The organism is Acrocarpospora corrugata (genome assembly GCF_009687845.1).
Classification (GTDB): domain Bacteria; phylum Actinomycetota; class Actinomycetes; order Streptosporangiales; family Streptosporangiaceae; genus Acrocarpospora; species Acrocarpospora corrugata.
The window spans coordinates 40,695-67,062 of the sequence record NZ_BLAD01000082.1; the positions used below are offsets into that span (position 1 = coordinate 40,695).

Below are 26,368 nucleotides of genomic sequence, written 5' to 3' on the forward strand. Positions count from 1 at the left end.
CTCGGTGCAGTTCCTTGCGCCGGCATGCCATTCTGTGCTGTTGCCCAGCTTGGCTGCTAGGCCAAGCTGGGCGCGACGTGTGCGCCCAGCTTGGCGTTAGCACGCGACTACCGGAGCGGGTAACGCTATCTCAGATGGGCGGCGTGTGAGGGATTCGAACCTCAACCTACGAATTAAGGGGCAGATCGCCAAGTGACACCCCGAGAACCGGCAGGTCAGACATCAATCCCATTATTGAGCCCCACAGGATCCGATCATCGATGCAGAGCGAATCGCCCGCCTGAACGTACGCCGAAAAGACCGACTCGGCGGAGTCCTTCACGAATACTCACATGCCGCCTGAGCTGCGTGGATCAGGTTTTCGGCAGGCGCAGGGCCGGTGGGATTGTGGCTGCTGTGGCCGTGGCCGGCCTGGTGGGCGCGCAGCCGTGCGCCAGGCCTGGGAATGGGCGGCTCCCATTAAGGCGTAGCCAACAATTCCGATACCCAGGGTGGGGCAGGGAACTCGTCGTCTTGTGAAAGGCCCGTCACTATCTCTGCTCCGGAGTCAGAACGTGTCGGGTCCGGTCCCCGATCCAGGCCGCTTCGAGGATCGCGGTCAGGCTGGCGGTGTCGGTCGGGCCTGGATGGTTCTGGATCAAGCGGGTGACGCCACTGGCCATCTCCGCGAAGCGCGGGAGGTCGGCGCGTGCCACGCCGATGTCCGCCAAGGTGGTAGGGATGCCGATGTCGGCAAGGAGCCCGTCGAGCCAGGTGAGGAACGTATCTGCGGCCTCGGCATCCGAGGCGTCGGTCACGTCGAGCCCGCACACCCCGGCGAGGATGGTCAACCGGTCGCCGATGGCATCCCTGGCCGCGTCCAGCGCGTAAGGCAGCAGCAGCCCGACGCCCAGGCCGTGCGGTGTGTGGGTGGCTGCGCCGATGGGGTACTGGAGGGCGTGCGGAGCCGCGTTGCCTGCGTGGGAAAATGCGAGCCCGGCTAGCATGGACCCATAGGACATGTCCGCGCGCGCGTCCTTGTCGCCTCCGTCCCTGACGACACGGGGCAAGCTGCGGGCGATCCGCTCCGCGGCCAGGAGCGCGTAGTGATCGGTGATCGGGTTGCGGCCGAGGAAGACCTGCTCCACAGGGTCGCGCGGTCCGTGGGCCCGGGGTCGCGCGGTGTAGCTCTCCACCGCGTGACAAAACGCGTCGATGCCGGAGTGGGCAGTGACGGTCGCAGGGCAGGTGTAGGTGAGCTCGGGGTCGACGATGGCGAAGTCGGGCACGATGTGGACGCTGGAGACCCCCACCTTCAGCTCGCGGTCCGGGTCGGTCAACACCGAGACGGGCGTGAGCTCGGAGCCGGTGCCTGACGTCGTCGGGACCGCGACGAGAGGAATCGTCGGCCCCGGCACCTTCGACTCGCCGTAGAAGTCGCGCGGCGTCCCACCGTGGCGCCGGATGACGCCGACGATTTTGGCGAGGTCGATCACCGTGCCACCCCCGATGGCGAGGATTACGTCGGCGTCCACCTCTGCGGCGACCGAGACGGCCAGGGCGACATCGGCGAGTGGCACGTCCGGAGTCGCGTCGGCAAACACGCCGACGACTTCGACCTTCTCCCGCACGGCGGCCACGATCTCGGCCACGCCCGGCTGCCCCAGAAGAACCCGGTCGGTCACGATGAGGACTCGTGAGCCACACTCGGCCACCACTCGTGGGATGTTCTGCGCGACCCCTTCGCCCACTATCAGCTGGCGTGGTCCGCGAACGGTCTCAAGCATGTCAGTGCCTCTCTGGAACGTCGGCGGTGATTTGCTGGGCGGACGTCCAGGTCACCTGCGAGACCGGGACGGCGTCGACAAGGTTGGCTGCCGGGTGGCGCAGGCGCGCGCGCCGGGCTCCCAGACTCGGTCGTGCCCGGGCGCCCTCGGGTCCATCGCGATGAAGACGTCGCCCTTGGTGGGCGGGTCAGTCGGGTCGAGGGTTCCGCGGACATCGTCGCCAAGGGCGGTACGAGTCAAGGTCGCGACCAGCACCTCGATCATGAGCCCGAGGGCGTAGCCTTTGGGACCGCCGAAAGGGCTGATCGCCCCATCCACCGCCGCGGCCGCGTCTGTGGCGCGCACACCGGCGGAGTCTACGGCGTCCCCGGGTGCCAGCGGATTCGTGCCGACCATGGCCCGGGCCCCGCCCCACGTGTGGAGGCCGGTCAGGTCATGTGTGCACAGGGTGCGGTGATCCTCGGCGGGCACCCGGAGCAGCGGGCCGGTCACGGTAGGTCGATCGCCGCGTAGGTGACGTCGAGGTACTCAAGGATGCCCTCGTGCGACCCCTCCTTGCCGATCCCGGACTGCTTCACGCCTCCGAACGGAGCTGACGGGTCCGAGATCAGACCACGGTTGATGCCGACCATCCCCGTCTCTAGCCCCTCGGTGAACCGGAGCGCCCGCTGGAGGTCACGGGTGAAGACGTATCCGACCAGGCCGTGCTCGGTGTCATTGGCCTTCGCCATTACCTCGTCGTCGGACGTGAACGAGATGATCGGCGCCACCGGGCCGAAGATTTCCGCCTCCAGCATCCGCGCGTCTTCGGGCACGTCGACGAGGACCGTAGGCGGGTAGAAGTAGCCCGGCCCATCCGGACGCTCGCCGCCCACCAAGACACGGGCGCCGCGATTGACCGCGTCGGCGACGAGCTCGTCGATCTTGGTGACCGAGGCCTCGTCGATCAACGCCCCGACGTCCACACCGTCGTCGAGACCATGGCCCACCGAGAGCGCACCCATGCGCATGGCAAAGCGAGCCGTGAACTCCTCGCGCACCGGCTCCTCGACGTAGATTCGGTTGGCCGCGATGCAGGACTCCCCGATGTTGCGCATCTTGGCCACCATGGCACCGTCGAGCGCGACGTCCAGGTCCGCGTCGGCACACACGATCAAGGCCGCGTTGCCGCCCAGTTCCATGGAGGTGCGCAGCACGTTGTCCGCCGCCTGTCGTAGCAGCACGCGCCCGACCTCGGTCGACCCGGTGAACGAAAGCTTGCGGGTCCGACGGTCGGCTAGCAGTGCTGAGACCACCTCGCCGGCACGCTTGGTTGTCACGACGTTGACGACGCCCGGGGGAACGCCGACCTCCTCCATGATGCGGGCCAGGAACAGCATGGTGAGTGGCGTCTGGGCTGCCGGCTTGGTGATCGTCGTGCAGCCCGCCGCCAGCGCAGGAGCGATCTTGCGGGCACCCATGGCCAACGGAAAGTTCCAGGGCGTCACGAAGACGCACGGTCCGACCGGCTTCGGCACGGTGAGGATGCGATATCCACCAGCGGGAGCGGTGTTGTAGCGCCCCTCGACGCGGACCGCCTCCTCGGCGAACCAACGGAAGAACTCGGCGCCGTAAGCCACCTCTCCCCGAGCCTCGGCGAGCGGCTTGCCCATCTCGAGCGTTATCAGCCGGGCGACCTCCTCGGATCGCTCGGTCAGTGCCCGGTACGTCGCGGTCAACAACTCTGACCGTTTTCGCGGCGGGGTCGCCGCCCACACCGCCATTGCCTTGCTCGCTACGTCCAGAGCGGCGAGCCCGTCAACGACGCCGGCGTCCGCCACTTCGGCGATGGTCTTGCCGGTGGCCGGGTCCTCGACGGCAAAGGTGGCTCCGCTGGCGGCGTCGCGCCAGGCGTCGCCAATCCGGAGCCGCCGGTGCTCGGGGGCCAGGACGTTCATCGGGTCACTCATTGCGTCGCCTCCTGTGATGTTCTTGGTGATGTCCAGCGTGACCTCAGCGATCGCGCCACGCGCGTTGACGAACGGGTCGAACGTGGCCTTGGCCCTGGCTGCAGGGCGACGCCCCGCACCACCGATCGCCTTCTCGGGCCATGGCTGCTTCATCGTCGTCAGGCCGTGCTCACCGGTGACGGTCCGCCGAGGCTCGATTGCCACGTGCGGGCGCATGTTGACGTCGCCGCCCCTGCGCGGTTACCTTCCGGCCTCGGACAGCACCAGCCCGGTGCCCGCATCGAACAGGTGCGCGCGGTCCAGGTCGACCGTGACGTGCAGCCGCTCGCCCGGCGTACCGGTGACGGTGGGTCGTGCCTTGACCTTGAGGATCTCCGTCCCCACTCGGACGTCGACCACCGTTCGGTCACCGAGCGGCTCAAGCCCGTAGAGTTCCCCCGACAACGACGCGTTCCCACGCTGCTCGACGGACAGGTCCTCTGCGCGCAGGCCCAGCAGCAGCGGACGACCGTCCTCAGCCGTGGTCCAGCGGGGCCGCGGCAGCGTCCAGCCTTCCGCCCCGACCAGACGATCTCCCTCGGCGTGGCAGGCGAGCAGGCTGATCGGCGGGCTCCCGACGAAGCCCGCGACCCACTGGTTGGCTGGACGCTCGTACACCTCGGCCGGCGTGCCGACCTGTTGCACCTTCCCCTCCTTGAGGATCGCGACCTGGTCGGCCATGGACAGGGCCTCGACCTGGTCGTTGGTCACGTAGACGAAGGTTGCTCCGAGGCTCCGGTGGATGCGGGTGAGCTCGGTGCGCATCTCGACGCGGAGCTTGAGGTCGAGGTTCGTCAGCGGCTCGTCCATGAGAAACGCGCGCGGGCGACGGACCAGCGCCCGGGCCAGGGCGACACGCTGCATCTCACCGCCCGACAACTGCGCCGGACGACGCTGCAGCAGACGTTCGATGTGCAGCAGGCTCGACATCCGCTCGACGGCAGCGGCGATCTCGCTCGAAGAACAGCGGCGTGCCCGCAGCGGCGAAGCGATGTTCTCGTACGCGGTGAGTCGCGGGTAGAGGGCGTAGCTCTGGAAGACCATGGCCAGGTCGCGTGCGGCCGGGGCGTCACCGGTCGCGTCCCTCCCGTCCAGATGCACCGACCCGGCGTCAAGCTTCTCAAGGCCGGCGATCGCTCGCAGGGTCGTCGTCTTTCCTGCCCCGGAGGGCCCGAGCACGACGAAGAACGAGCCGTCCGGCACGTCCAGCGTCACCCCGTCCAGGGCCTGGACTTTACCGAAGGACTTGCACAGCCCGTGCACTGCCACGGTTCCCATCAGGCCACCAGCTCTTCCGTGCTCACGTCGTAGACCGGCGGGGGCCCGCCGGTGTGCCGCAGCCCGACCGGTGCGTCAGCATCGAAACGGACAGTCGGTGGCATCCGAACCCGTACGTCGCCCTGGCCGCCGTGGTCGACCACGTAGATGATTTCGTCGCCCAGCCACTCCGCCGAGACCACGCGGGCCGGGACCGAACCTTCCGCCCCTGGTTCTGTGACTTCCAGCGCCTCCGGCCGGACGCCCGCGACCAGGCCACGGTCGCGCGGCAGGTTTGGCGGTGGCGTGAGGACCAGTCCGCTCTTACTGCGCAGCTTCCCGTCGGCCACCTCCACCTCAATCAGATTCATCGGCGGGGAGCCGATGAACGCGGCGCAGAAAAGACTCGCCGGACGGTCGTAGACTTCCAGCGGCGTGCCGATCTGCTCGACGCGGCCCTTGTTGAGGATGGCGATTCTGTGACCGAGTGACATCGCCTCGACTTGGTCGTGGGTGACGTAGACCATCGTCGTCCCCAGCTCCCCCTGCAGGTGCTTGATCTCCGTGCGCATGTCCGCCCTCAGCTCCGCGTCCAGATTGGTGAGGGGCTCGTCCATGAGGAATGCGCGCGGTCGTCGCACCAGGGCGCGAGCGAGCGCGACGCGCTGCTGCTCCCCGCCGGACAGCCGGTGCGGTCGCCGGTCCAGGAGCGGACCAAGCCGCATCAGCCGGGCGGCCTCTTCGACCCGCTCGTTCACCTCCGCCTTGGGCAGTCCCTCGGCCCGCAGTGGGAACGCCAGGTTGTCGCGGGTTCTCAGATGCGGGTAGAGAGCGTAGAACTGGAACACCATGGCGATGTCGCGCTCGGCCGGCGGCAGGTCGTTGACCAGCGTGTCGCCGATGCGGATGTCGCCCGTCGTCTGCCTCTCCAGGCCGGCTATGGCCCGCAGCGTGGTCGTCTTGCCGCAGCCCGAAGGGCCGAGCATCACGAACAGCTCGCCGTCGCCGATGGACAGGTCCACGTGATCAACCGCGACCGTCCCGTCCGGGTAGCGCTTGTGCAGGGCGTTCACCTCGATGCCCGCCATCAGCGTCGCACCGCCCCGAGCGTCACACCGGCGATGAGGTGCTTACGCACCAGGTAGGCGAAGACGAGCACCGGTAGGGCGAACACTACGGAGGCGGCGGCCACCAGACCCCAGTCCACAGTGGTTCCACCGATGAGGCCGGCGATGGCGGGTGGGGCCGTCCGCACGCTGTCGCTGGAGGTAAGGAAGATGGCGAACACGAACTCGTTCCACGAGAAGATGAGTGCGAACACCGCTGTCGCGGCGATGCCGGGCAGGAGCAGGGGAAGGGTGAATCGCCGGAACGCCTGCAAGCGGGTGTAGCCGTCGAGCATGGCGGCGTCCTCGTACTCTGCGGGTACCTCGTCGACGAACCCCTTCATCATCCAGATCGTGAACGGGACGTTGAACGCGGTGTAGATGAGGATCAGGCCGAGCTTGGTGTCGATGAGTCCGAGTTGGCGGTACATGAGGAAGATCGGGATCACGACCACCACGGGCGGCATGAAGCGGGTGGACAGGATGAAGAACAGTTGGTCCTTCTTGGCCTTCACGGCGAAGCGTGAGTAGGCCCAGGCCGCCGGGACCCCCAGCACGGTGGCCAGCACCGTGGAGACCCCGGCGACCACGACGGAGTTGAGGAACGAGACGGACAAGGACGAGCGACCGCCGCCGGAGGAGAAGAACACGTCCTTGAAGTGGTCCAGAGTGACCTGGAAGTCGAAGAACTTGGCCGGGATGGCGTAGACGTCCCGGTTCTCCTTGATGGACGTCTCGATCATCCACAGCACCGGAAAGAGCATCACGGCGGCCAGCACGGTCAACACCGCGATCTCCAGCACGGAGAGGCCCCGGCCGCCAAAGCGGCGCGCGGGGGGCGTGCGATCCCGGGCAGGATCTGTGGACACGGCCTCGTTGATGGAGACGGCCATCAGTCCTCCTTGAGCTTGTTCAAGTAGCGCAGGTAGAGCTGCGTGAGGACGATGACGATGAGGACCATGAGGATCCCGTACGCTGAGGCGGTTCCGGTGTTGAAGCCCAGGAACGCGACCTTGTAGACGTGGAACGACAACGTCTCGGTGGAGACCCCCGGACCTCCGCTGGTGAGGATGTAGACGAGCTCGAACAGCCGGAAGGCCTCGATGGCCCTGAACAACACGGCAATGAGGAGCAGCGGCCACACCAGCGGAAGAGTGATGGTGCGGAACCGGAACCACTCGGACGCCCGATCGATCGAGGCGGCCTCGTACAAGTATTTGGGGACCGCGGTAAGGCCCGCGAGTGCGATGAGCATGATGAACGGCGTCCATTGCCAGGTGTCGACCAGGATCAGGGAAATCAATGCCGTTTGCTGCCGGGTGAGCCACTCCACCTGCCCCAGGCCGAGCGAGCCGAGCATGCTGTTGATCACGCCGAATTGCGCGTCGAGCATGAATCGCCAGAACAGCCCGACCACGACCGGCGACAGCATCATCGGAATTAGGAACAGAGTGGTCAGCAGTCCTCGCCCGTGCGTGCGCCGTGAGATCAGGTAGGCGATGGTGAAACCGAGCACGGTCTGCAGGGTGACCGCGCCGACCACGTAGATCAACGTCGTCAAGGCCCTCTGGTGGACCTGCGCCGAAGTCAGGATGGCGGTGTAGTTCTCGAACCAGACGAAATGGGCGGACCCCCCGCGGGTGGCCGAGTAGTCGGTGAAAGACAGGTACAACGCCCACAGCAACGGGAACACCGACATTGCGAGCAACAGCAGCAACGCGGGGGAAATGAATGCCACAGTGAGCCAGCGGTCGCTCAAGCGGCGGGACCAGCCCGGTGCAGGCGGCGTCGCGGACGCCACCTGCCCGGGGTGGTCGGTCGTCAGAGGGACGGGGTCACTCACAGCCCGCCGCCGCCCTTGCTGCCGCTGGAGTCGAGCACGGCCTGCTGCTCCTTGGCGATGTCGTTGAGCGCGTCCTTCGGCGTCTCCGCGCCGTTGAGAGCGGCGTTCACGTTGGTGTTCTCAATGTCGACGAGGCGCGCGTACTCGGGCACGTTCCACATGTCCCGCATCCGCGGAACCGAGTCGGCGTACACCTTGTTGAACGGCCCGGCATTGAGGAACTCGGGCGACTCCAGGGCGTCCGTACGCGATGGCACGCCACCAGCCGCGGCCCACTTCTTCTGGATGTCGGCCTGCTGGAACCACTTCATGAAGTTCAGGGCCTCCGCCTGGTTCGCCTCGGAGGAGTAGGCCGACACGTGCATCCCCATGCCGCCGAGAGGCACCAGGTTCGTCTTCTGGCTCGGCAGGGTGGCAAAACCCAGCTTGCCGAGAATCTCCTCCCGCGTGGTGCCGAGCGTCGACTGCTTCGGGTCAAGCAGGCCGCCGCTCGCGGCGATCCAGTTGAACGCGATGCACGCCTTGCCCTGGGCGACCGCCGCGTTCACCTCGTCGATGAACCAGTTGCCTGAGCCCGTGGCGGTCAGCGGCTTCATCTTGTTGACCAGGACGTCCATCGCCTCCTGACCCGCAGCGTCGTTGAGGACGCCCTCGATCTTGCGCGTCTTGGGGTCCCAGAGGTTGCCGCCGTAGACGCCGTTGACCGTGTTGTAGGTTACGGCCGCGGCGTCGGAGCCGTTGGCCTGGTGGAAAGCCAGCCCGCTGACGCCAGGGTTGTCCGCCTGGCACTTCGCGGCGGCTGCGATCATCTCGTCCCAGGTCTGCGGTGGCTTGTCGCCGATCAGGTCCTTGCGGTAGATCATCGTCCAGGTGTCGCCGAGCAGCGGCAGTCCGTACAGGCTGGCGTTCTCGTCGCGCTTCCCGGTCTCCGCCTGGGGGAACTGGCCGTAGGCCGCCAGGAGGTACGGGTTGTAGGCATTGACGTCGATGTTCTGCTTGACGAAGTCGGTGATGTCGACGATGTTGCCGTTCGTCACGGCCTCGCCGATGTGCTGCGAGTCCAGGATCGGGATGTCGAAGTCGGTCTTGTGCGCTGCGAACTGGGTGAATATCGCGTCGTGCCAGTTCGCGTTCGGTACGGTGTTGACCTTGATGGTCACGTTCGGGCGATCCTTGGTGTACTCCGCGTTCGCGAAGGCTTCGAGCGCCTGGGCGGGGGGCCACTCGAACCAGATGAAGCTGAGGGTCAGCGGGTCCTTGGTGAGCTCCGGGATGGTCGCCGGTGCCTTGGGGGCGCTCGCCTCCGTGCCGCCGCCGCAAGCCGCCACGGCCGTGGCCAACAACATGGCCGCGGACAGTCGTCCTAGTCGCTTTGGATACCGCATCTTTCTTGCCTGCTTTCTGGGTGGGGAATTTTGGAGCCTTGCTGCATGCTCCGCCGAGCAGTCGCTGGGTTCAGGCGTCACGAGTACGCCGAGCATGCTCATGGGAGCTCCAACTGATCGAAGCGGAGCGATGGCGGATGGTTCCCCGATGGGTGAAGGATGGCTGGCATCCGCCACCTTTCCTATACGATCCGAGTGGGGGCGTCAACATCCCGCAGCGTTGCGACCGATGTCAACAGGTTCCCGAAGACGTAAGAGAAGACGTAAGAAAGGACCTCACGTCACGATGGACGACGAAGCGATGATCGCGCGGCGCCGTGGGGCCATGACGGACGGAATGCCGCCGGGAAGATCCCGCGGCCGGCTTGCCGACGAGGTGTACGACACGCTGCTCGGACAGCTGATGTCGCTACGGATCGAGCCTGGCTCCCGCGTCACGATCGACGTCCTGGCGCGAGAGCTGGGGGTCTCGCAGACGCCGATCCGAGACGCTCTGAACCGCATGGAGGCCGAGGGCCTGGTCGTGCGTGTGCCCCATGCCGGCTATCGCATTCCCCCCCAAATCACCCGTGAACGATTCGAGGACATGCTTGAGATCCGCCTGCTCCTGGAGCCGGCAGCGGCGCGCAGATCCGCCGAACGCGCATCCTCCAAGCAGGTGGCCGGTCTGCGACGAATGCTGGAGGAGATGGCGGAGCTGGAGGGGGGCGACGGGCCCCTGGCCTATGGCGCCTTCGGGCTACGCGACGCCGCTTTTCACGATCTCGTCGCCCTGAGCGCGGGGAACCAGGTCATCCGCGAAGCGCTCGCTCGCCTGCACACGCACGTGCACCTGTTCCGGCTTCACCACGACACCCAGGTCACTTACTTGGCCATGGCCGAGCACGAAGAAGTTCTGGCCGCGATCGCCGCGCGTGATCCCGAGGCCGCCGCCTACGCCATGCGCCGGCACATCCTGCTGTCCGGCGAGCGGTTCCGGCGATTGTTCGACGAGGCCAAGGGCGCGGACGGAATGGCGGTAAAGGCTTGACGGGGCGGGCTGGGCGGAGGAAGCTAACTCAATCGGATCGGATTGGATCCACCTCACCCGCCCGAGATGCGAGGAGAAGTAGGTGCCCAGAGCGCTGCTTCTGACCGGCGACGCCGCCGAGGAGCTCGACACCATGTATCCCTACTATCGCGTGCAGGAGGGCGGCTGGGATGTTGACGTCTCGTCACGGACGATGCGTGACGTTCAGCTGGTCATCCACGAGTTCGACCCCAACTCCGACGCCTACGTGGAGAAGAACGGCCGGAAGTTGCCGGTCGACGTGCCCTGGGCCGAGGTCGACGTCGAGCGCTATGACGCCCTCATCATCCCTGGGGGACGTGCCCCCGAGTGGATCCGGGTCGACGCCGACGTCAGGCGCATCACCGAGCACTTCTTCGCGCGCGACCTCCCGATCGCGCTGGTATGCCACGGCGCGCAGGTGCCGGCTGTGTACGGGCTGCTGAAGGGTCGAAAGACAGCGTGCTTCCCCCCCATCACCGGTGACATGGAGAACGCGGGCGCGACGGTCATCGACGCTCCCGACGTCGTGGACGGCAACCTCGTCTCCTGCCGGGGGTGGCCGGACATGCCGCAATTCGGCAGGGCGATGATGGAGCTCTTCTCGAAGTCCGTCAACTCCGCATCGGCATGAGCACACCTGGCCCGTCCCGGTGACGGCACTTCGGACTGTCACAGTCGACGGCTCCCCCGTCCACGCCCTGGAGAGCGGCACCGGGCCCGCGGTGCTGATGCTGCACGGCTCCGGGCCCGGTACGACCGGATCCGGCGCCTGGGCGACGACGGCACAGGCGCTGGGCACGTCCTGGCACCTGGTGGCCCCTGACCAGGCTGGATTCGGCCGGACACCGATCCCGGCGGGATCCAGGGGTGGGCTCCGGCTGTGGACGGAGCAGGCCGCGGGCCTGATGGATGCTGTCGGTGTCGAGCGCTACGCCGTGGTGGGCCACTCCATGGGCGGTGCCGTGGCGCTGGCGTTGGCGGCCGCGCGTCCCCAGCAGGTCACCCGGGTCGTGGCGGTCTCGACGATGGGCGCCCCCGGGGCGCCGCTGTCCGCCGAGCTCGACGCGATCTGGGCCGCCCCCGCCGGCCCGCTCGGGGCACGAGACATGTTGAGTCGCCTCGTCCTCGACCAAGCGCTCGTGACCGAGTCGGCCGTCGCCGCCCGTGCAGCTGCGATGCAAGCGGGGGCGGCCGCATTCGCGTCGTTGTTCCCTCCACCTAGGGCACGTTGGGCCGACGACCTCACCCTCTCAGCGCAAACGCTGGCAGGGATCCGCGCGCCCGTGCTGCTCGTCCACGGCGCCGAGGACCGAGTCACCCCGCTCGGGACGGCAGCCCTGCCCCTGCTCGATCACCTGGCCGATGTCCGTCTGCACGTGCTCGGCCGATGTGGGCACGTGCCGGCGCTCGAGCACCCGCACGACTTCAGGCGACTCCTGTCGTGCTTCCTCGGCCGGGAACGAGGTCACTAATTGCTGCGACAGGTCCGCAGCCCGTGCTCGAAGGCCGACGCCGGCCAGTTCGCCGCTGATGCGCTGATACCCCCTGTAGGGCTCAAGAACTCGATTCGCTTCCAGCGCAGAGCCCATCGTCGGGTGGGGTGGACGGGTTGAGAGTTGCCGAGCGGCTGGTTCGGGTCGTCTGGGACCATGCTTTGTGATCTTGTCTATGGTGTACGCCGTCACCCGGCGCCTGATGTCTTTGCCCGTACTGCTGTTGCGGCGCGACGCCTCCAAGGAGGCGGAGCTGCTGGTGCTTCGGCATCAGAACGCGGTCCTGCGCCGCCAGGTCCCACGCGTCCGGTATGAACCAGCCGACCGCCTGTGGTTCGCGGCGCTCTCGCACCTGGTACCCCGCCCCAACTGGGAGAAGATCTTCCCGGTCACGCCGGCCACCCTGCTGGCCCGGCACCGCAAACTCGTGACGAGGAAATGGGATTACAGCAGACATCGCCGTCCCGGCCGCCCGCCCACCGCGGCCGCGGTCAAGGCCCTCATCCTGCGCATGGCCGCGGAGAATCCGGGATGGGGCCACCGGCGCATTCATGGTGAACTGACCCGCCTCGGCCACAAGATCGCCGCTTCTACCGTCTGGAACGTCCTGAACCGGGCCGGGATCGATCCCGCCGCGCGCCGCAGCGGACCGACGTGGAAGCAGTTCCTGACCGCCCAGGCCGAGCACATTGTCGCCGTCGACTTCCTGCACGTGGACACCGTCCACCTCAAACGCCTTTACGCCCTGGTCGTGCTGGAGCACGGCAGCCGCCGTACGCATCTGCTCGGCGTCACGGCAAACCCCACGGGCCAGTGGACCGCCCAAGCCGCCCGCAACTTTCTCATGAACTCCGACATCGACGCGACGAACCTGAAGTTCCTGATCCGTGACCGTGCGGGCCAGTTCACCGGTGCCTTCGACGCGGTGTTCGCCGACGCCGGTCTCCGGGTCCTCAAGAGCCCAGCCCAGGCCCCGAAAGCGAACGCCCACTGCGAAAGGATCATCGGCACTCTACGCTGCGAGGTCTTCGACCGCATGCTCATCTTCAACGAGCACCATCTACGCCGGACACTCAACCGCTACCTAGAGCACTACAACACAGCCCGACCTCACCGCGGCATCGGGCAACTGTCCCCATCGCAAGCCGAAACCGGACCGCCAACCCCGATCGACCTGGCCAACCGCCGAGTCCATCGCAGAGCCATCCTCGGCGGCCTCATCAACGAGTACCAGATCGCCAGCTGACACCACCAAGACCCCGCAGGCCAGAGCCGAACCCTATTTCTGACCCCCACAGGCTTGGTCGCTCTCCCCGGCCTCGGCGGCCGGGAGGCGGGTGCGGCGGCGGTGGCTGGTGTCGCAGAACGGATACGTCCGGCTGCGCCGGCACGCGCACAGGGCCACCAGGAACCGGTCGGACCTGGCGACCGAGCCGTCGTCCAGCGTGACCTCGACCGGCCCTTCGACCAGCACCGGTCCGCCGGGCACAATCGTGACCCGGCGGGCCTCAGGCGGCGTGCCGTCTCGCGGCGGTGTCGGATTTGTCGGCACGGATGACCACCAGTTCCTCGTCGTTGTGTCCCGGACCCAGCAGCCCCTGGACCTGAAGGGCTTCTTTTCGCGCTCGCATGACCGGCCCGAAGTGCTCGCGCCGCCTGGCGACCACGCACGCGTTGAGCCCCGCCTCGCGCAGCCGGCACAGTGACGCTTCGACGCCGCTGAGCGCCGAATGCACCATCAGCAGCGACCCGCCGTCGGCCAGGTGCGCGGGCGCGAGGGAGCAGACCCGGTCGAGGATCCCGCGCCCGTCCAGCCCCGCGTTCCAGGCCCGTGCCCTGCTGTGGGCGGAGGGCGGGGCGGCGTCGCCCGGTACGTAGGGCGGGTTGGTCACGATGAGGTCGAACACCTGCCCGCCCAGCGGGGTGAACAGGTCGCCGTGGACCACCCGTACGCCCAGCCCTCTGATCAGTGTGTTGAACCTGGCGGCCAGCACCGCGCGCAGCGACCGGTCGACGGCGGTTACTCGCACACCGGCCCGGCGGGCGGCGACCACGGCCATCGCGCCGGTCCCCGTGCCCACGTCGAGCACCTCGGCCCCCGGCCGGAGTTCGATCAGTCCGAACGCGGCTGCCAGCAGCGCCGTGTCGCTCTGCGGCCGGTACACACCCGGCGGTCTCAGCAGGAACATCCCGCCCCCTATCGCGAATCGGACATCGGAGCCAGCAGGGAGCTACGGCCGGACCGCCAGCGGCCGAGCACGAAGTCGCCGAACCGGCCCTCCAGCCAGTCCGTCGCTCGCACGCCGAAGACGACGTCGGCCGCCAGGCCGGGCTCCCGCTGCAGCAGGTCGCCGATGACATCACGCCGTAGCACCTGCTCGTGTACGGCGTCGGCTTCGATGTGCTCGGTGTAGAACAGCGGGTCGACGCCGAGCCGGGTCAGTCCCTGGGCCAACCGCCTGGCGCTGGGCGCGGTGGTGATCTCGGCCGCGGCGAAGTGCCCGACCAGGGCCCCGCGCAGGCGGCGATGCAGGCCGAACAGCGACATCATGTTCACGACCGCGAGCATCTCGGCGGGCGCCACCTCCAGGTATGCCCCATAGGAGGAGTCGAGCGCGAGTTCGTCCATCAGGTCGGCGAACAGCCGGGAGTGCATGCGCTCGGCCCGCCCGCCGCCGAACTCGTCGAACTCCACCGCCACCAGCGCGGCCTTGGCCCTGCCCTGCAATCGGGGGATGACCCAGGCGTGCGGGTCGGCCTCCTTGAGGTGGTAGATCGACCGGTGCACGACGTACTCGCGTAGCTGCCACAGCTCACCGTCGTCACGCAGATGGTGTGAGATCCCCGTCGCTTCGACCGGCTCGACCAGCAGCTCCTCCAGCACCCCGCTCACCTCGTCGCAGCCGGTCACCCCGCCCCGCAGCGCCGCCAGGAACAGCCGCTCCAGCTCGCCCCGTGTCGCCAGCAGCCCGGGATCCCATTCCCACTCGCCGCTGACACCGTCGAACCCGCGATAGTGCAGCTCGTAGCAGAGATACAGGGCGAGCTGCAGGTCCTCCCCGAGCGGATCGGCCCCGGCCACCCGAGGCGGCGGCTGCCGGAGCGTCAGCGCCGAGATCACCCCGGCCGACAGCGGTCCGCGCGCGGGCGGCAGTTTCGGTTCGTTCATGCGCTCTTCCTGTACGTCGGGTGCGGCTGTTCCCGCACGGTCTGGTCGCGCAGCATCTCCAGCACGGCCTCCGGCCCTCCCGCGGCGGCGCGGCGCTGCCGTACGGCACCCGTGCCCGCGCGTCGTACCCAGGCCACCGACTCCTCGACCTCGGCCAGGTCGCCGCTGTCGGCCAAGGCGTCCCGCACGTGCGCCAGGAGCCGGTCGAGAATCCGAGCGGCGGGCACGGTGCGCGCCTCGACCACGTCGACGCCGGGCCCGTCGAGCCCGTGACGGGCCGCGTTCCACACCGCCGCCGCGCAAATCTGGTCGTCCACTCTGGGTGCCTCCCGCCCTTCGGCCAGCGCGGCTTCGGCCGTACCGACCAGGGCCCTGGTCAGCGCCGCCTGCAGTACGGCCTCGTCGGCGGTGCCGGCCGCGTCGGCCGCGCGCACCTCCACAGTCGGTAACCCGACGCCCGGTCTGGCCAGCCAGAACGACATCGCCTCGTCCACCAGCACGCCGCAGTCGACCAGCCGGTCCACCTGCCGCTCATAGGCGGATGCCGAGTCGAACCACGGCGGCACCCCGGAGCCGGGGAAGCGTGACTGCTGCACCATCCGCCAGCTCGCGTACCCCGAGTCACGTCCACGATCGAACGGCGAGTTGGCCGACAGCGCCAGCAGCGTGGGCAGCCAGGGACGCAGGTGATTCATCATGGCTACCGCCGTCTCGCGATCGGCGACGCCGACGTGCACGTGGCACCCGCAGCTCTGATAGTCGGCGATCACACCCCTGTACAGATTTCCGATACGCGCGAACCGCTCGCCCTCCGACAGCACGGGTACGGCCTTCGCCAGCACCGGAGTGCCCACCGACACCAGGTCCAGCCCCTCGGCCCGCGCCGCCTCCGCCAGCAGCACCCGGGCCCCGTGCAACTGGGCGCGCAGGTCGGCGAGCGTCGCGCAGACCCCGGTGGCCGCTTCGACCTGCGTCTGGAACAACTCCTGGTGCAGGCTGCCGCCGCTGCCCCGTCCAGGATGCCCGCCGACCGCCGCAAGGACCTTGCCCGCCAGCGCGACCGGCTCTCCTGAGGCGGCCAGCAGCAGGAACTCCTCTTCCACTCCTACGGTCTTCGCCATCTTACCTCCCGGGCAGCGCCGCAGGAGATGGCCTGGAGGCCCCTGAGCTGCGGCGCAGTGCTTAAGCCCTACCCAGTTGGCGCCCATCATGCCTGGAGCGGGCCAGAGCGACAATGCCCACCAGGGCGGCAAGCCGAATTTACCCATCAACTTGCTCGCTAGTTCCCTGCGGGCGGTGGGCGGCCACGCTCACGCGCCAAGGCCTGCCCATCCATGACTTCACAGCAGGTCAAGGCTCAAACGACCTGTTAAGAATACGGGCGTTCGGGTATATGGCGAACTATGTAGACATGAAAGGGGCAAATGTGATTCGCATGCTGAAAAAGATCGGGGTGCGTTCCGAGATGATGTACGCCGCCGGAGTCGCGTCCATCGGCTTGACCTTCGCATCGTGGGTGGCGTCCTACTTCGGCGAGCGCGCGGGTACGGATCGGGCTGACCGGTGGGGCCTGTTCATCGGTGAATGGGCGCCGACGTTCTTCGCGATAGGTATCGCACTCCGTCTCGAGGAGACTCAGCCAAGCCCGCAGGATCTGGAAGCGCCCGCACGCGAGGAGCGGGCGGAGGCGTACCGGGGCGCGGAGATGCGCAACCCGGTGCGATGAGTGGAGCGCCTCATCGGACCATTCCGACTCTTGCGCAAGAGACCAAGGGAGACATCATGCATGAACCTACACCGAGCCGCGCAACCGATCCCTCGTCGGTCGGGGCCCAGATCAGGGACACCATGGAAAGGAAATCGGCATACAGGACGAGCGAGTTCATGCTTTACGTCGCGGCGGTTATCGCGGTGGTGATCACTGCTCTAGTGGTCGGCGATGACGACGGTAGCGGGCCTGGCGTTGATCCCTTCGGGGCAACTCTCGCCCTCGGATACATCACCATACTCACCATCGGCTACATGCTGGCCCGTGGCCTGGCCAAGGCCGGGACCCGGCGTGAACGTTAGCCGAAGGAGAAACAGCACGTGACCTGCGTTGCTCCACGTGAGGGAGCTACCACAGGTCCAGGTCCTTCCCCGGCTCCGTTCTGGGCAAGGGCTCAGCAGAGACGAGCTTCCTGACCTGCCTCGAACAGAAGCCCAGGCTCCACCAGAGCTCCTAGGGGCCGGGAAGCGCGAGGTGGTGACCCGCGAGTACTACTGGAGTTAGCCCTGGTCGTCACCGTGGCTTGGCGACGCCGTCGAAGGCGCCGGCCGAGTGGTACCGCTCTTGCCTCTGATCCGGGAACCGCTGGTCAGCCCAGAGGGCTTACGGGCGTTGAGGCGTTTCAACGTGTAGGCGAGAGTCGCACCGTAGACGACGTGGCTGACCGCCATGACCCACTGGCGGCCCCGATAGTCGCGGGATATCGGTGGCAGGATGCCGAGCGAGGGCACCCAGCCTCCATAGCTGGACAGCCAGATCGCCAGCCCGTATGCCGTGCCGATCGGCGCGGACGTCCGGTAGCCCCGGGCCACCGCGGCGAACGCGCTGCCGGCCACGGCGCCGAAGCCGAAGTGAGACAGGAAACTGAGCACGTTCTCGCCCGGCTTGGGACGATGTGCCGGTCCCGGCATCAGGGCGCGGGTGATGTGTTTGGGCGGATGCTCTTCCATAACACCGAACCGGCGACCGGCCAGCATGACAACGCTCATGGCCGCGGTGGCTAGCACGCCACCGACGGCTCCGGCGCCCAGTTCCTTCTTTATGACGACTCCCTTGCGGATGTGGCCTGGTGCAAAACCCTGTCCTCGAATTGAGCACAAGATCTCGGACCAAGTCGAAGAGGTATGGTCCTGGAACGACCGTCATACCCGCTTGGAGCTGGGCAAACGCGTCAGGGCCGGAGCAGTTTCAGCTCCGCTAGATGGGCATGTGGGCCGCCAGCGCCAGCTGACACCACCGAGAACCGGCAGGTCAGACATCGTGGCCGCGTGCTTCGCGGGCTGCGCCGTGGTGCGCTGGCCGGGTTGCGCTGGGCGGGCGAGCAGGTGGTCGCCGAGGCCCGTAAGCGTAACCAGGCATACATCGACGGTCACCGTCTCGCCGAGCGCCGTGCTGCCCTGGATTTGACCCAGGTCGAGGTGGCCGAGCGGATGGGCGTCACCAAGAGTCGCGTCTCCCAAATCGAACGCGGCGAGGTGTCCACCGTGGAGGCCATCGCCCGTTATGGTGTCACCCCGGTACTTCGTCATCGCCTGGGCGGCGCATTTGCTGTCGCGGCTCCCATCAGTCCGCCGGCGTGGTAGCCGATCAGCCCCAGGCGATGACGATGATCAGATAGCCCGCCAGGACGGGCAGCAGGTCGCGAAACGTATGATCTTGCGGAGGTGCGGGGGTATGTGTCAGATTCCGTGCCACCGGAGCTTTCACCTACTCTGTCGCCAGGTCCGAGAGGGTGCGGACCTTGTTCGCGCCCCCGGCGGCGGGGATGGCCCACCGGCGGAAGCTATGTCCGGTTATGGTGTTTCCGGAGTCTCGCCGGATATGCGTTGTGTGTCCCCATCGTTACGGAGTTCGTCGGCTGTTTGCGTGGACGGCGCTCACGCCGGGGTGCCGGCTCTGGTACTCCGACAGGTACGGAAGCCGCTCAGGCGCGCGGCCGGAAGGACTGCCGGTAGCGGTGCGGGCTGGTGCGCAACTCGCGGTCGAAGTGGGCGCGCAGGGCGCTGGCCGAGCCGTGTCCGCTGCGGTCCGCCACGGCGGGGATCGGCAGGCCGGTGCGCTCCAGCAGGTGCCGGGCCAGTAGCAGCCGCTCGCGGGCGAGCCAGGCCAGTGGTGTGGTGCCCGTCTGTTCCTGGAATCGGCGCGAGAGCGTGCGAATGCTGAGGTTGGCGTGCTGGGCGATGGCGGCCAGGGTGAGTGGTTCGGCGGCGTGTTGCCGCATCCAGGCGAGGGTCGCGGCCAGGCTGCCGTCGGTGGTGGCCGGTGGTGGGTGCGGGATGAACTGGGCCTGGTCGCCGTCGCGGCTGGGCGCCATGACGGTGGCGCGGGCGGCGCCCGCGGCCACCGCCGCGCCGAAGTCGCGGTGCACCAAGTGCAGGCACAGGTCGAGCCCGGCGGCCACACCGGCAGAGGTGAACAGGTTTCCGTCCCCGACATAGAGAGGGCGGTCGTCCACATGGACGTCGGGATAGCGGCGGGCCAGTTCGCCCGCCGCCGCCCAGTGGGTGGTGGCCGGTAGCCCGGCGAGCAGGCCGGCCTCGGCGAGGACGAACGCTCCGGTGCAGATGGACACGATCCGTGTCCCGCGCGCCGCCGCCTCGTGCAGCAGGTCGAGTACGGCGGCCGGAGCCGGTCGGGTGATGGTGACACCGGGCACCACGATGGTGTCGGCCTCTTCCGCGCCGTCCAGCCCGTTGGGGGCCTCGATGCGGTAGTACCCGATGCCGGCGGCGGTGGCTCTCACCGACGGGGAGGTCCCACATACGCGCACCTGATAGGGGTAGCGGCCGTCGGGCAGACGGGCGGAGCCGAAGACCTGGCAGGGCATCGCCAGGTCGAAGCCGACCACCCCGTCCAGGGCGAGTACGGCGACGATGTGCGGATCAGTGGGCATCGGACAGCAGTGCCTCCGGTCGCGTGCGGCAACTCCAGTGGCAGGGCCGCCCCGGGCACAGGCATCGGGGTTTCAGCACGAATCCCGGTCGTCCTCCCACGCCATGCACGGTGGCCTCCACCTGGAACACCTCGCCGATCGTGGTGGGCGTCAGCACGTCGGCAGCCGGGCCATGAGCCACCAGCCGCCCCTCCTTGAGAACGGCGACGGTGTCGGCGTAGGTGGCGGCCAGGTCGAGGCTGTGCAGCGCGGCGACCACGGTGACGTCCAGATCCCTGACCAGTTCCAGGATGTCGAGCTGATGGCGTACGTCCAGGTGGTTGGTCGGCTCGTCCAGGATGAGTAGCCGCGGCCGGCCGGCCAGGGCCCGGGCGAGCAGGACGCGCTGACGCTCGCCCCCGGAGAGCCCGCCGACCCGGCGCTCGGCGTAGGGTGCCAGGCCGGTGCGGTCGAGCGCCTCGGCGATGGCGGCCCGGTCAGTGGTGGTGAGCCGGTCGAAGAAGCCGAGATGCGCTGTACGGCCCAGAGCGACGGTTTCCGCGACCGTGAACTCGAAGCCCGCGTGCTGTTCCTGCATGAGCACGCCGACACCTCTGGCGGCGTGTGCCGCGGGCATGGACCACAGGTCGCGGCCGTCGAGACGGATCGTGCCCGAGACCGGGCGGAGGGCCCGATAGACGGTTCGCAGCAGGGTGGACTTGCCGCTGCCGTTCGGGCCGACGAGCGCCGTGAACGTCCCGGAGGACACGGTCAGCGATACTTCGGCCACCACGTCCTGTCCGCCCAGCGTCACCGAGACGTCGTCGATGTCGAGTCTCATGGCGTCTCCTGAGTGGCCAGACCGCGTGCCCGCATGACGAGCAGGAAGCACGGGACCCCGAGGAACGCGGTCAGCACACCGATGGGCAACTCCGCGGGCGAGGTCAGAGTGCGCGCGGCGACGTCGGCCCAGAGCAGGAAGAGCGCGCCGAGCACCACCGTGACGGGCAGCATGCGCCGGTGGTCGGCGCCGACCAGCATCCGGGCCAGATGCGGCACGATCAGCCCGACGAAGCCGATTCCGCCGGACACCGCCACGATCGTTCCGGTCAGCAAGGTGACCAGCAGGAGCAGGTACCACCGCTGACGGCCGGTGTTGAGGCCCAGCGCGGCACTGGCCTCCTCGCCCAGCACGAGGGCGTTGAGCCGCCGCGCCCGCAGCAGCAGAAGGCCTGCAGCCACGCCGACGACCGCCGAGGGGATCGGCAGGGTGGCCCAGTTGGTGCCGGACAGGCCGCCGAGCAGCCAGAAGATGATCTGCTGCTGGGCGGAGGAGCTGTCGGTGCGCGACAGCATGAACGAGGTCACCCCGGCGAACAGGTGCCCGAAGGCGACGCCCACCAGGATCAGCCGCACCGGCAGCAGCCGGCCCTGGAGGCTGGACATCACCAGTACCACGCCGATCGCGACGGAGGCTCCGGCGAACGCCGCCAGCGGCAGGGTCAGCGCACCGAGCACGGTCGTCCCCGTGGTCAGCACCAGCACGGCGCCGACGGAGGCTCCGTGCGACAGCCCGAGCAGATACGGGTCGGCGACCGGATTGCGGACCACACCCTGCACGATCGCTCCGGCCAGGGCGAGACCGGCGCCGGCCACCGCGCTGAGCAGCACACGCGGGAAGCGGATGCGCCAGACGATGAGGTCGGAGACGGCCGTGCTGTCGCCACCGCCGGTCAGGTGATGAGCAAGGATGCCGGCGACCTCCCCGGCCGGTATGCCCACCGGCCCGAGTCCCGTGGCGATCACCACGGACAGGCCGAGCGCCGCCGTGAGCACCACGACCAGGGCCGGGTACGGCACGGCGGCGGCCCTGACCGGCAGCCTGCGGGCGATCGCGATCATCAACTGCCCGCGTGCAGGTCGGCGGCGAGCTTTTCCAGCCCGTCGAGGTTGAGCGGGCTGGGGAAGGCGACCAGGTACTGCGAGGCGGAGAAGACCTTTCCCTCCTTGACGGCGGTGGTCTCGGCGAGCAACGGGTTCTGCCTGACCTTCTCGACCAGCTCCTGCCCCTTGATCTTGGCGAAGGAGTAGTCGGTGATCACCCAGATCACCTGCGGGTCCCGTTTGACCACCTCCTCGGGGGAGGCGTCGGCGTGCATCGAACCGACGTCGCCGAAGAGGTTCTCGCCGCCCGCGAGGGTGAGGATGGCATGGGTGATCGTGGCGCTGCCGGAGGTCTTGATCGGCTGCCCGGCGACGGGGTCGTCCTGCACGATCATGACGCGCGGTCTGGCCCCGTCGGATGTGACGGCGCTCTGGCGGGCCCGCAGGTCGGTGACGAGCTTTTCCGCCCGGTCCCGTACGCCGAACACGGCGCCGAGCTTGCGGATGAAGTCGTAGGTGGGGGTGAGGTCGGTCAGCGCGGAGGTGGAAGGGGTCTCGCCCATGGCCATGCCGCCACCCGGCATGCACCCGGCCAAGCCCTTCGCGTTCATGGTGGCCAGGTCGGCCTCCTTCGGGCTGCCCACCGGGCCGCCGAAGGTGGAGAAGCTCGTCACGACCAGATCGGGCCGCTGACCCGCGACGACCTCGGTGACCGGAATCCTCTCCGCCAGGACCGGGATCGTGGCCAGTTCCTCCTTGTAGGGAGAGGTGTCCACCGTGAACGGCGCGGGGAACCCGGTGCCCACGATCTTCGCGGTCAGGCCGAGCCGGACCATGGTCTGGGCCGCGTACCCGTCGAGCGTCACCACCCTCTCGGGCGCCGCGGCGAAGGAGACGTCCTGGCCGGCGCAGTCCTTGACCACGACCGCCCCGGCCCCGGCACCGGTCGCGGCAGGGACGGGGGTGGCCGAGGGCGCGCCGCCGCAGGCCGTCAGCGCCAGGGGGAGCGCGATCAGGAGGGTCGACAGCCGTCGCATCATCGTTCACCCACCGTCACCGCGGGGTCCCCGGTGGAACGCCAGACGGGTGCGCGCCGCTCGTATTCCAGGAGGCGCTCCAGCAGTTCCGCCGCCTCCCCGCCCTGATACCGCTCGACGAGCCACAGCGCCAGATCCAGCCCCGAGGTGATGCCACCCGAGGTCACCACGTCTCCGTCGTCCACCACGCGGGCGTCCACGTGCCGGCCGCCCATCGCGACCAGGTCGTCGACCGCGCGGTGGTGCGTCGTGCAGGCACGGCCCGCCAGCAGGCCGGCCGCGGCGAGCAGCAGCCCGCCGGTGCACACCGACGCCAGCACCAGCCCCGGCCGGGCCGCCTCCGCCAGGGCGGCGGGCAACCGCCCGGACGCCAGCTCGGCGCCGACACCGGCTGATCCGCTCTTCGCGAATCCGCCACCTGCCACGATGACCACGTCCGTGTCCTGTGGCGCCCAAGCCCCGGTGGGCAGGGGGAGCCCGCCCCCGGTCGTCACCGTGCGTGGACCGTCCACGGACGTCAGACGCACCGTCACGTCGAGCCCCGCGCGTCCGGCCAGGCCGAGCACGGAATAGGGACCCACCACGTCTAGGTCGTCGGCGCCGTCGAATACGGCGATGTCGACTCGCATACAGCCTCCCATCGTTGAACTGGGTCCCATGGTCACTGTGCGTCGCGATTGCGTGGAAGTGGCCAGCAGGCCAACCTCCGCCAGCTTCTGGCCACGGCGACAGGCAGACTCCACCTGTACGGAGTAGTCGTCGCGAAGTGCGCACCGGTTCCTGGAAATCTTCATGAGGGCACGCACGGCCTCCGAAGTGGAACCAGTCCAGAGGGACGTCCGACAAGTCGAGGGAGGCCGGGGAGGCGCCCGCGTCCACGAGCAGGCCGCCGACGGCGGCGAGGTCCGCGATGGCGCCGCGTCCTCACGAGCACTCCTCTACCGTGTCTGTTCTGCGAGCCGGGCTCGCACCCATGGCACGCTTCGCTCCAGCTCCGCCGCGAGCCGTCGGAGGCTCGCCCCCTGTGCGCGCCGCTCTCGCAGCCACTGGTGCAGATCGGCGGCGCCCACGCGTGCGGCCGCGTGCTCGATGTTGAGGGCGACTCGGGAGCGGCGCCCCGTGTCACTGTTCACTCCCGTGGCGCGTAACGGGACACCGGCGGCGGCCAGGGCGTTGCGTAGGGTGGTGCGACCGGCACCGAGCATGGCCGCGAGGTTGTCCACGCTGATCTGCCGATCGACGTACAGCGTGCGCAGCCCGGCGGCCTCGTCGGGGAAACCGGCGTCGGTGAGTGCGGTGAGCAGACGTTCCCCTGCGGCACGCGCGCGGGTGGCCCGCCCGTCCTCCAGTTCCCGGAGCTGGGCGGCACGACGTTGCGGACTGTCTCGCCTGGCCAGGGTGTTGAGTTTCCCGGATCGCGCCAGTTTCCGGCCGGGTTCGAGGCTGGCGCGGGTGGCCGCGGAACGCCGGTACAACCGCTGCTGCCTGCCACGGCGAACCTCCGACAGTTCGTGTGACGTCAGCGCCTTGGTCGCGTACAGACCGAAAGCCTCCCGGTAGGCATCGGCGGTCAGGTCGTGTACCCGGATGTGGCTGCCGAGGGCGCGAAAGGACCGCCCGCACAGGTGGCACCGCACCTTGCCGGTCTCCTCGTCACGGGCGAGTTCACCGATTCGCCCGTGGACGACGCCGTCCATCCAGACCTCCATATGCGAATTATTTGCAATAGCATAATTATCGCAACAGAGGAGGTGGGCCGCATCGAGACCGACCAGATGCTGGCCGAACGTGGGCTGCGCCGGACAGGGGCGCGGATGGCCGTCCTGACGATTCTGGAACGGGCGGGTACGCATTACAGCGTGTCAACGCTGGCTCGGCTGACGGCCGCTGTGCGGCCGACCATCAACGCATCCACCGTCTACCGGAACGTCACAGCGATGTACTGCACAGCATCGAGTGGGCGGGAGTGGTTCTCTACGGCCTGGACAGAACCCCGCACCACCACCTCATCTGCCAGTCCTGCGGTGTCCTGCTGGAGATCCCTGCGAGCGACCTGAGCCACACCGCCGCCGATCTGGCGATCGGGCGGCGATTCACGCTTAACCCGACAGGTCAGATGCTTCTCGGCCGCTGCCACAGGTGTTCCCGCGTATGACAGGCCCCCGTTCAGTGGGATCTCGACCAAGGTTTCGCGACAAGTCCTGATGCGGCGGCGTCTACCCGACGACCGTTCCGGATGACACGCGATTGTGTCCTTGCTGCGAACTTCTCGCGACAACCAGACCCCCGCGTGTGTATTGCCCTGTTCCGTGTGGACGCGCAGGTGGAGGAGTTCCGCACCCGCGCCCTGGCCGGCGGCCCCTACACCTTCCTCTGGTTGGACGTGCTCACGCAGAAGGTGCGTGAGGGCGGCCGGATCGTCAACGTCCACTGCCTGGTCGCGACCGCGGTCAACGCCAACGGCCAGCGGAAGATCCTCAGCCTGGAGGTGTCCCCCCGCGAGGACGGCGCGGGCTGGCCTTCCTGCGCTCGCTGGTGGCCTGCGGCCTGTCCGGCGTCCAACTGGTCACCTCCGATGCCCACCCGGGTTTGGTGGACGCGGTCGGCGCCTGCCTGCCGGGCGCCTCCTGGCAGCGCTGCCGCACCCACTACCTGCGCAATCTGCTGACGACCGTGCCCAAGAATGCCCAGCCGTGGGTGGCCACCCTGGTGCGCACCATCTTCGACCAGGACACCGAACAGACGGTCCGCGCTCAGCACGCCTGGGTGCTCGACGCTTTGGAGGCCAAGTATCCGGCCGCCTGCCGGCACCTGGACCAGGCCCGCGAGGACCTGCTGGCCTTCGCCGCCTTCCCGTCCGAGGTCTGGCGGCAAGTCTGGTCCAACAACCCGCAAGAGCGGCTGAACAAGGAGATCCGCCGCCGCACCGACGTGGTCGGCATCTTCCCCGACCGGGCCGCGATCATCCGCCTGGTCGGCGCGGTCCTGGCCGAGCAGACCGACGAATGGAGCGAAGTCCGCCGTTACATCGGGATGAACATTCTGGCCAAAGCCCGACTTCGTGTGATCAATGGCGACACACAGGCACCGAACGTATTGCCAGAGACACTTACCGCTTAACCTGCAGAATCAGGATCACGCGAAAGCCGATCTCTTAAGCTTTTAACCCGCGTGGAGCTGCTCTTGCCTGGATCGGCCGTCGTCTTGGTGGGGGGTGTGGACTGTGACACACAGCAAGGATCACTGCGTGGCGTACAAGCGATGCGGCTGCGCCAACAAGACGACAGGCAAGCGTCTGGGAGGGCGATGTGGGCGGCTCGCCGAAACAGACCACGGGAGCTGGTACTTCGCGATCCAGGTGACGGATGTGTCCGGGCGTCGGCGCAGGATCCGCCACGGAGGCTTCCCGGACGAAGCGGCAGCCCGGCAGGTGGCAACTGATCTGATCGCGTCAGGTCAGGATGCTCCGGTGACTGCGCACTGCACGGTCGGGCGGTGGCTCACGTATTGGTTGTCCATCGTGACGCAGTGGCTGCGACCGCCGACCGTGAAGGCGTATCAAGACCATGTCCGGCTGTTCCTGGCCCCGTATCTCGGACCGATTCCTTTGAATCAGCTGACGCGCCGACACCTCGTCCGGATGTTCGCCATGATCTCTCGGCGGCGGACCCGGTATGGCACCCCGATCGCTGCGGCCACGCTGCAGCGGATCCGCGCGACGTTGCGCGCCGCGCTGAACGAGGCGGTCC

27 protein-coding genes and 2 pseudogenes are annotated in these 26,368 nt (G+C 68.2%); 10 read left to right on the forward strand and 19 right to left on the reverse strand.

What is annotated here, in order from left to right; all coding sequences use genetic code 11:
- Positions 1–530 precede the first annotated feature (530 nt).
- From Acor_RS32350 to Acor_RS32385, 8 genes are all read right to left on the reverse strand, one after another.
- A complete protein-coding gene (locus Acor_RS32350) occupies positions 531–1,766 on the reverse strand; it encodes an iron-containing alcohol dehydrogenase (protein ID WP_155340576.1) in 1,236 nt (411 codons plus the stop codon).
- A gap of 51 nt (positions 1,767–1,817) precedes the next feature.
- Positions 1,818–2,258 (reverse strand): Ldh family oxidoreductase, encoded by a 441-nt coding sequence (locus Acor_RS32355; protein WP_218034612.1) that lies wholly within the window; start codon positions 2,256–2,258, stop codon positions 1,818–1,820.
- The gene (locus Acor_RS32360; protein ID WP_155340603.1) at positions 2,255–3,715 is read right to left on the reverse strand and encodes an NAD-dependent succinate-semialdehyde dehydrogenase; all 1,461 of its coding nucleotides are present in this window, start codon (positions 3,713–3,715) and stop codon (positions 2,255–2,257) included. Before Acor_RS32360 ends, Acor_RS32355 begins: the two co-directional genes overlap by 4 nt.
- A gap of 240 nt (positions 3,716–3,955) precedes the next feature.
- On the reverse strand, positions 3,956–5,032 hold the full coding sequence (locus Acor_RS32365) for an ABC transporter ATP-binding protein (protein WP_155340577.1): 1,077 nt from the start codon (positions 5,030–5,032) through the stop codon (positions 3,956–3,958).
- The gene (locus Acor_RS32370) at positions 5,032–6,099 is read right to left on the reverse strand and encodes an ABC transporter ATP-binding protein (RefSeq protein WP_155340578.1); all 1,068 of its coding nucleotides are present in this window, start codon (positions 6,097–6,099) and stop codon (positions 5,032–5,034) included. Before Acor_RS32370 ends, Acor_RS32365 begins: the two co-directional genes overlap by 1 nt.
- Positions 6,099–7,010, reverse strand: coding sequence for a carbohydrate ABC transporter permease (locus Acor_RS32375; RefSeq protein WP_155340579.1), 912 nt, complete (start codon positions 7,008–7,010; stop codon positions 6,099–6,101). Before Acor_RS32375 ends, Acor_RS32370 begins: the two co-directional genes overlap by 1 nt.
- Positions 7,010–7,855, reverse strand: a complete 846-nt coding sequence (locus tag Acor_RS32380; protein ID WP_218034613.1) for a carbohydrate ABC transporter permease — start codon at positions 7,853–7,855, stop codon at positions 7,010–7,012. The genes Acor_RS32375 and Acor_RS32380 overlap by 1 nt, the downstream gene beginning before the upstream one ends.
- A gap of 101 nt (positions 7,856–7,956) precedes the next feature.
- Positions 7,957–9,306, reverse strand: coding sequence for an extracellular solute-binding protein (locus tag Acor_RS32385; protein ID WP_218034614.1), 1,350 nt, complete (start codon positions 9,304–9,306; stop codon positions 7,957–7,959).
- Positions 9,307–9,631: 325 nt separating this feature from the next.
- On the opposite strand from Acor_RS32385, the gene Acor_RS32390 reads away from it, so the two are divergent.
- From Acor_RS32390 to Acor_RS32405, 4 genes are all read left to right on the forward strand, one after another.
- Positions 9,632–10,375, forward strand: a complete 744-nt coding sequence (locus Acor_RS32390) for a GntR family transcriptional regulator (protein WP_155340582.1) — start codon at positions 9,632–9,634, stop codon at positions 10,373–10,375.
- 82 nt (positions 10,376–10,457) lie between these two features.
- Positions 10,458–11,027, forward strand: coding sequence for a DJ-1/PfpI family protein (locus tag Acor_RS32395; RefSeq protein ID WP_155340583.1), 570 nt, complete (start codon positions 10,458–10,460; stop codon positions 11,025–11,027).
- A 19-nt stretch (positions 11,028–11,046) separates the two neighbouring features.
- Positions 11,047–11,868: an alpha/beta fold hydrolase gene (locus Acor_RS32400; RefSeq protein WP_155340584.1), complete on the forward strand. Its 822-nt coding sequence runs from the start codon at positions 11,047–11,049 to the stop codon at positions 11,866–11,868.
- 223 nt (positions 11,869–12,091) lie between these two features.
- On the forward strand, positions 12,092–13,135 hold the full coding sequence (locus tag Acor_RS32405; RefSeq protein ID WP_218034615.1) for an integrase core domain-containing protein: 1,044 nt from the start codon (positions 12,092–12,094) through the stop codon (positions 13,133–13,135).
- A gap of 33 nt (positions 13,136–13,168) precedes the next feature.
- Here Acor_RS32405 and Acor_RS32410 read toward each other — a convergent pair whose 3' ends face one another.
- Genes Acor_RS32410 through Acor_RS32425 form a run of 4 tightly spaced genes read right to left on the reverse strand, consistent with a single transcriptional unit; the run spans position 13,169 to position 16,179 of the window.
- Entirely contained in the window at positions 13,169–13,441 is a 273-nt protein-coding gene (locus Acor_RS32410; RefSeq protein ID WP_155340586.1) for a CDGSH iron-sulfur domain-containing protein, read from the reverse strand.
- Entirely contained in the window at positions 13,398–14,078 is a 681-nt protein-coding gene (locus Acor_RS32415; protein ID WP_155340587.1) for a HemK2/MTQ2 family protein methyltransferase, read from the reverse strand. Before Acor_RS32415 ends, Acor_RS32410 begins: the two co-directional genes overlap by 44 nt.
- A gap of 8 nt (positions 14,079–14,086) precedes the next feature.
- Entirely contained in the window at positions 14,087–15,058 is a 972-nt protein-coding gene (locus Acor_RS32420; RefSeq protein ID WP_155340588.1) for an iron-containing redox enzyme family protein, read from the reverse strand.
- Positions 15,055–16,179, reverse strand: a complete 1,125-nt coding sequence (locus Acor_RS32425) for a carboxylate-amine ligase (protein WP_155340589.1) — start codon at positions 16,177–16,179, stop codon at positions 15,055–15,057. Before Acor_RS32425 ends, Acor_RS32420 begins: the two co-directional genes overlap by 4 nt.
- A 314-nt stretch (positions 16,180–16,493) precedes the next feature.
- Between Acor_RS32425 and Acor_RS32430 the strand changes: the two genes are divergently transcribed.
- Together Acor_RS32430 and Acor_RS32435 are read left to right on the forward strand one after the other, a co-directional pair.
- A complete protein-coding gene (locus tag Acor_RS32430; protein ID WP_246239442.1) occupies positions 16,494–16,784 on the forward strand; it encodes a hypothetical protein in 291 nt (96 codons plus the stop codon).
- A gap of 56 nt (positions 16,785–16,840) precedes the next feature.
- Positions 16,841–17,128, forward strand: a complete 288-nt coding sequence (locus tag Acor_RS32435) for a hypothetical protein (protein WP_155340590.1) — start codon at positions 16,841–16,843, stop codon at positions 17,126–17,128.
- A gap of 198 nt (positions 17,129–17,326) precedes the next feature.
- On the opposite strand, the gene Acor_RS32440 is transcribed toward Acor_RS32435, so the two are convergent.
- Positions 17,327–17,926 carry a DUF6789 family protein gene (locus tag Acor_RS32440; RefSeq protein WP_308805702.1) on the reverse strand — a complete coding sequence of 200 codons (600 nt, stop codon included), beginning with the start codon at positions 17,924–17,926 and terminating at the stop codon, positions 17,327–17,329.
- A 168-nt stretch (positions 17,927–18,094) separates the two neighbouring features.
- On the opposite strand from Acor_RS32440, the gene Acor_RS32445 reads away from it, so the two are divergent.
- On the forward strand, positions 18,095–18,409 hold the full coding sequence (locus Acor_RS32445; RefSeq protein ID WP_155340591.1) for a helix-turn-helix domain-containing protein: 315 nt from the start codon (positions 18,095–18,097) through the stop codon (positions 18,407–18,409).
- A 341-nt stretch (positions 18,410–18,750) separates the two neighbouring features.
- Here the strand turns inward: Acor_RS32445 and Acor_RS32450 are convergent, their stop codons facing one another.
- From Acor_RS32450 to Acor_RS32475, 6 genes are all read right to left on the reverse strand, one after another.
- Positions 18,751–19,719, reverse strand: coding sequence for a GlxA family transcriptional regulator (locus tag Acor_RS32450; RefSeq protein ID WP_155340592.1), 969 nt, complete (start codon positions 19,717–19,719; stop codon positions 18,751–18,753).
- Positions 19,709–20,539, reverse strand: coding sequence for an ABC transporter ATP-binding protein (locus tag Acor_RS32455; RefSeq protein ID WP_155340593.1), 831 nt, complete (start codon positions 20,537–20,539; stop codon positions 19,709–19,711). Before Acor_RS32455 ends, Acor_RS32450 begins: the two co-directional genes overlap by 11 nt.
- The gene (locus Acor_RS32460; RefSeq protein ID WP_155340594.1) at positions 20,536–21,600 is read right to left on the reverse strand and encodes a FecCD family ABC transporter permease; all 1,065 of its coding nucleotides are present in this window, start codon (positions 21,598–21,600) and stop codon (positions 20,536–20,538) included. Before Acor_RS32460 ends, Acor_RS32455 begins: the two co-directional genes overlap by 4 nt.
- The gene (locus tag Acor_RS32465; protein WP_155340595.1) at positions 21,600–22,622 is read right to left on the reverse strand and encodes an ABC transporter substrate-binding protein; all 1,023 of its coding nucleotides are present in this window, start codon (positions 22,620–22,622) and stop codon (positions 21,600–21,602) included. The genes Acor_RS32460 and Acor_RS32465 overlap by 1 nt, the downstream gene beginning before the upstream one ends.
- Positions 22,619–23,248 (reverse strand): DJ-1/PfpI family protein, encoded by a 630-nt coding sequence (locus tag Acor_RS32470; RefSeq protein ID WP_170317182.1) that lies wholly within the window; start codon positions 23,246–23,248, stop codon positions 22,619–22,621. Before Acor_RS32470 ends, Acor_RS32465 begins: the two co-directional genes overlap by 4 nt.
- Before the next feature lie 309 nt (positions 23,249–23,557).
- Entirely contained in the window at positions 23,558–24,316 is a 759-nt protein-coding gene (locus Acor_RS32475; protein ID WP_170317183.1) for a MucR family transcriptional regulator, read from the reverse strand.
- 78 nt (positions 24,317–24,394) lie between these two features.
- On the opposite strand from Acor_RS32475, the gene Acor_RS46450 reads away from it, so the two are divergent.
- The 3 genes and pseudogenes from Acor_RS46450 to Acor_RS32490 form a co-directional block, all read left to right on the forward strand.
- Positions 24,395–24,676 carry a transcriptional repressor gene (locus Acor_RS46450; RefSeq protein ID WP_422664849.1) on the forward strand — a complete coding sequence of 94 codons (282 nt, stop codon included), beginning with the start codon at positions 24,395–24,397 and terminating at the stop codon, positions 24,674–24,676.
- Between the two features lie 254 nt (positions 24,677–24,930).
- A pseudogene (locus tag Acor_RS32485) lies at positions 24,931–25,739 on the forward strand (IS256 family transposase); the annotation flags it as partial.
- Positions 25,740–25,866: 127 nt separating this feature from the next.
- Positions 25,867–26,368, forward strand: a pseudogene (locus Acor_RS32490) (N-terminal phage integrase SAM-like domain-containing protein); the annotation flags it as partial.

What these genes read in the sequence shown, in the direction of transcription:
- Acor_RS32350 (WP_155340576.1), bottom strand. Translation starts at nt 1,766, where the DNA reads ATGCTTGAGACCGTTCGCGGACCACGCCAGCTGATAGTGGGCGAAGGG.
- Acor_RS32360 (WP_155340603.1), bottom strand. Translation starts at nt 3,715, where the DNA reads ATGAGTGACCCGATGAACGTCCTGGCCCCCGAGCACCGGCGGCTCCGG.
- Acor_RS32365 (WP_155340577.1), bottom strand. Translation starts at nt 5,032, where the DNA reads ATGGGAACCGTGGCAGTGCACGGGCTGTGCAAGTCCTTCGGTAAAGTC.
- Acor_RS32370 (WP_155340578.1), bottom strand. Translation starts at nt 6,099, where the DNA reads ATGGCGGGCATCGAGGTGAACGCCCTGCACAAGCGCTACCCGGACGGG.
- Acor_RS32375 (WP_155340579.1), bottom strand. Translation starts at nt 7,010, where the DNA reads ATGGCCGTCTCCATCAACGAGGCCGTGTCCACAGATCCTGCCCGGGAT.
- Acor_RS32385 (WP_218034614.1), bottom strand. Translation starts at nt 9,306, where the DNA reads ATGTTGTTGGCCACGGCCGTGGCGGCTTGCGGCGGCGGCACGGAGGCG.
- Acor_RS32390 (WP_155340582.1), top strand. Translation starts at nt 9,632, where the DNA reads ATGGACGACGAAGCGATGATCGCGCGGCGCCGTGGGGCCATGACGGAC.
- Acor_RS32405 (WP_218034615.1), top strand. Translation starts at nt 12,092, where the DNA reads ATGTCTTTGCCCGTACTGCTGTTGCGGCGCGACGCCTCCAAGGAGGCG.
- Acor_RS32415 (WP_155340587.1), bottom strand. Translation starts at nt 14,078, where the DNA reads ATGTTCCTGCTGAGACCGCCGGGTGTGTACCGGCCGCAGAGCGACACG.
- Acor_RS32420 (WP_155340588.1), bottom strand. Translation starts at nt 15,058, where the DNA reads ATGAACGAACCGAAACTGCCGCCCGCGCGCGGACCGCTGTCGGCCGGG.
- Acor_RS32425 (WP_155340589.1), bottom strand. Translation starts at nt 16,179, where the DNA reads ATGGCGAAGACCGTAGGAGTGGAAGAGGAGTTCCTGCTGCTGGCCGCC.
- Acor_RS32430 (WP_246239442.1), top strand. Translation starts at nt 16,494, where the DNA reads ATGCTGAAAAAGATCGGGGTGCGTTCCGAGATGATGTACGCCGCCGGA.
- Acor_RS32435 (WP_155340590.1), top strand. Translation starts at nt 16,841, where the DNA reads ATGCATGAACCTACACCGAGCCGCGCAACCGATCCCTCGTCGGTCGGG.
- Acor_RS32450 (WP_155340592.1), bottom strand. Translation starts at nt 19,719, where the DNA reads ATGCCCACTGATCCGCACATCGTCGCCGTACTCGCCCTGGACGGGGTG.
- Acor_RS32455 (WP_155340593.1), bottom strand. Translation starts at nt 20,539, where the DNA reads ATGAGACTCGACATCGACGACGTCTCGGTGACGCTGGGCGGACAGGAC.
- Acor_RS32460 (WP_155340594.1), bottom strand. Translation starts at nt 21,600, where the DNA reads ATGATCGCGATCGCCCGCAGGCTGCCGGTCAGGGCCGCCGCCGTGCCG.
- Acor_RS32465 (WP_155340595.1), bottom strand. Translation starts at nt 22,622, where the DNA reads ATGATGCGACGGCTGTCGACCCTCCTGATCGCGCTCCCCCTGGCGCTG.
- Acor_RS32470 (WP_170317182.1), bottom strand. Translation starts at nt 23,248, where the DNA reads ATGCGAGTCGACATCGCCGTATTCGACGGCGCCGACGACCTAGACGTG.
- Acor_RS32475 (WP_170317183.1), bottom strand. Translation starts at nt 24,316, where the DNA reads ATGGACGGCGTCGTCCACGGGCGAATCGGTGAACTCGCCCGTGACGAG.
- Acor_RS46450 (WP_422664849.1), top strand. Translation starts at nt 24,395, where the DNA reads ATGCTGGCCGAACGTGGGCTGCGCCGGACAGGGGCGCGGATGGCCGTC.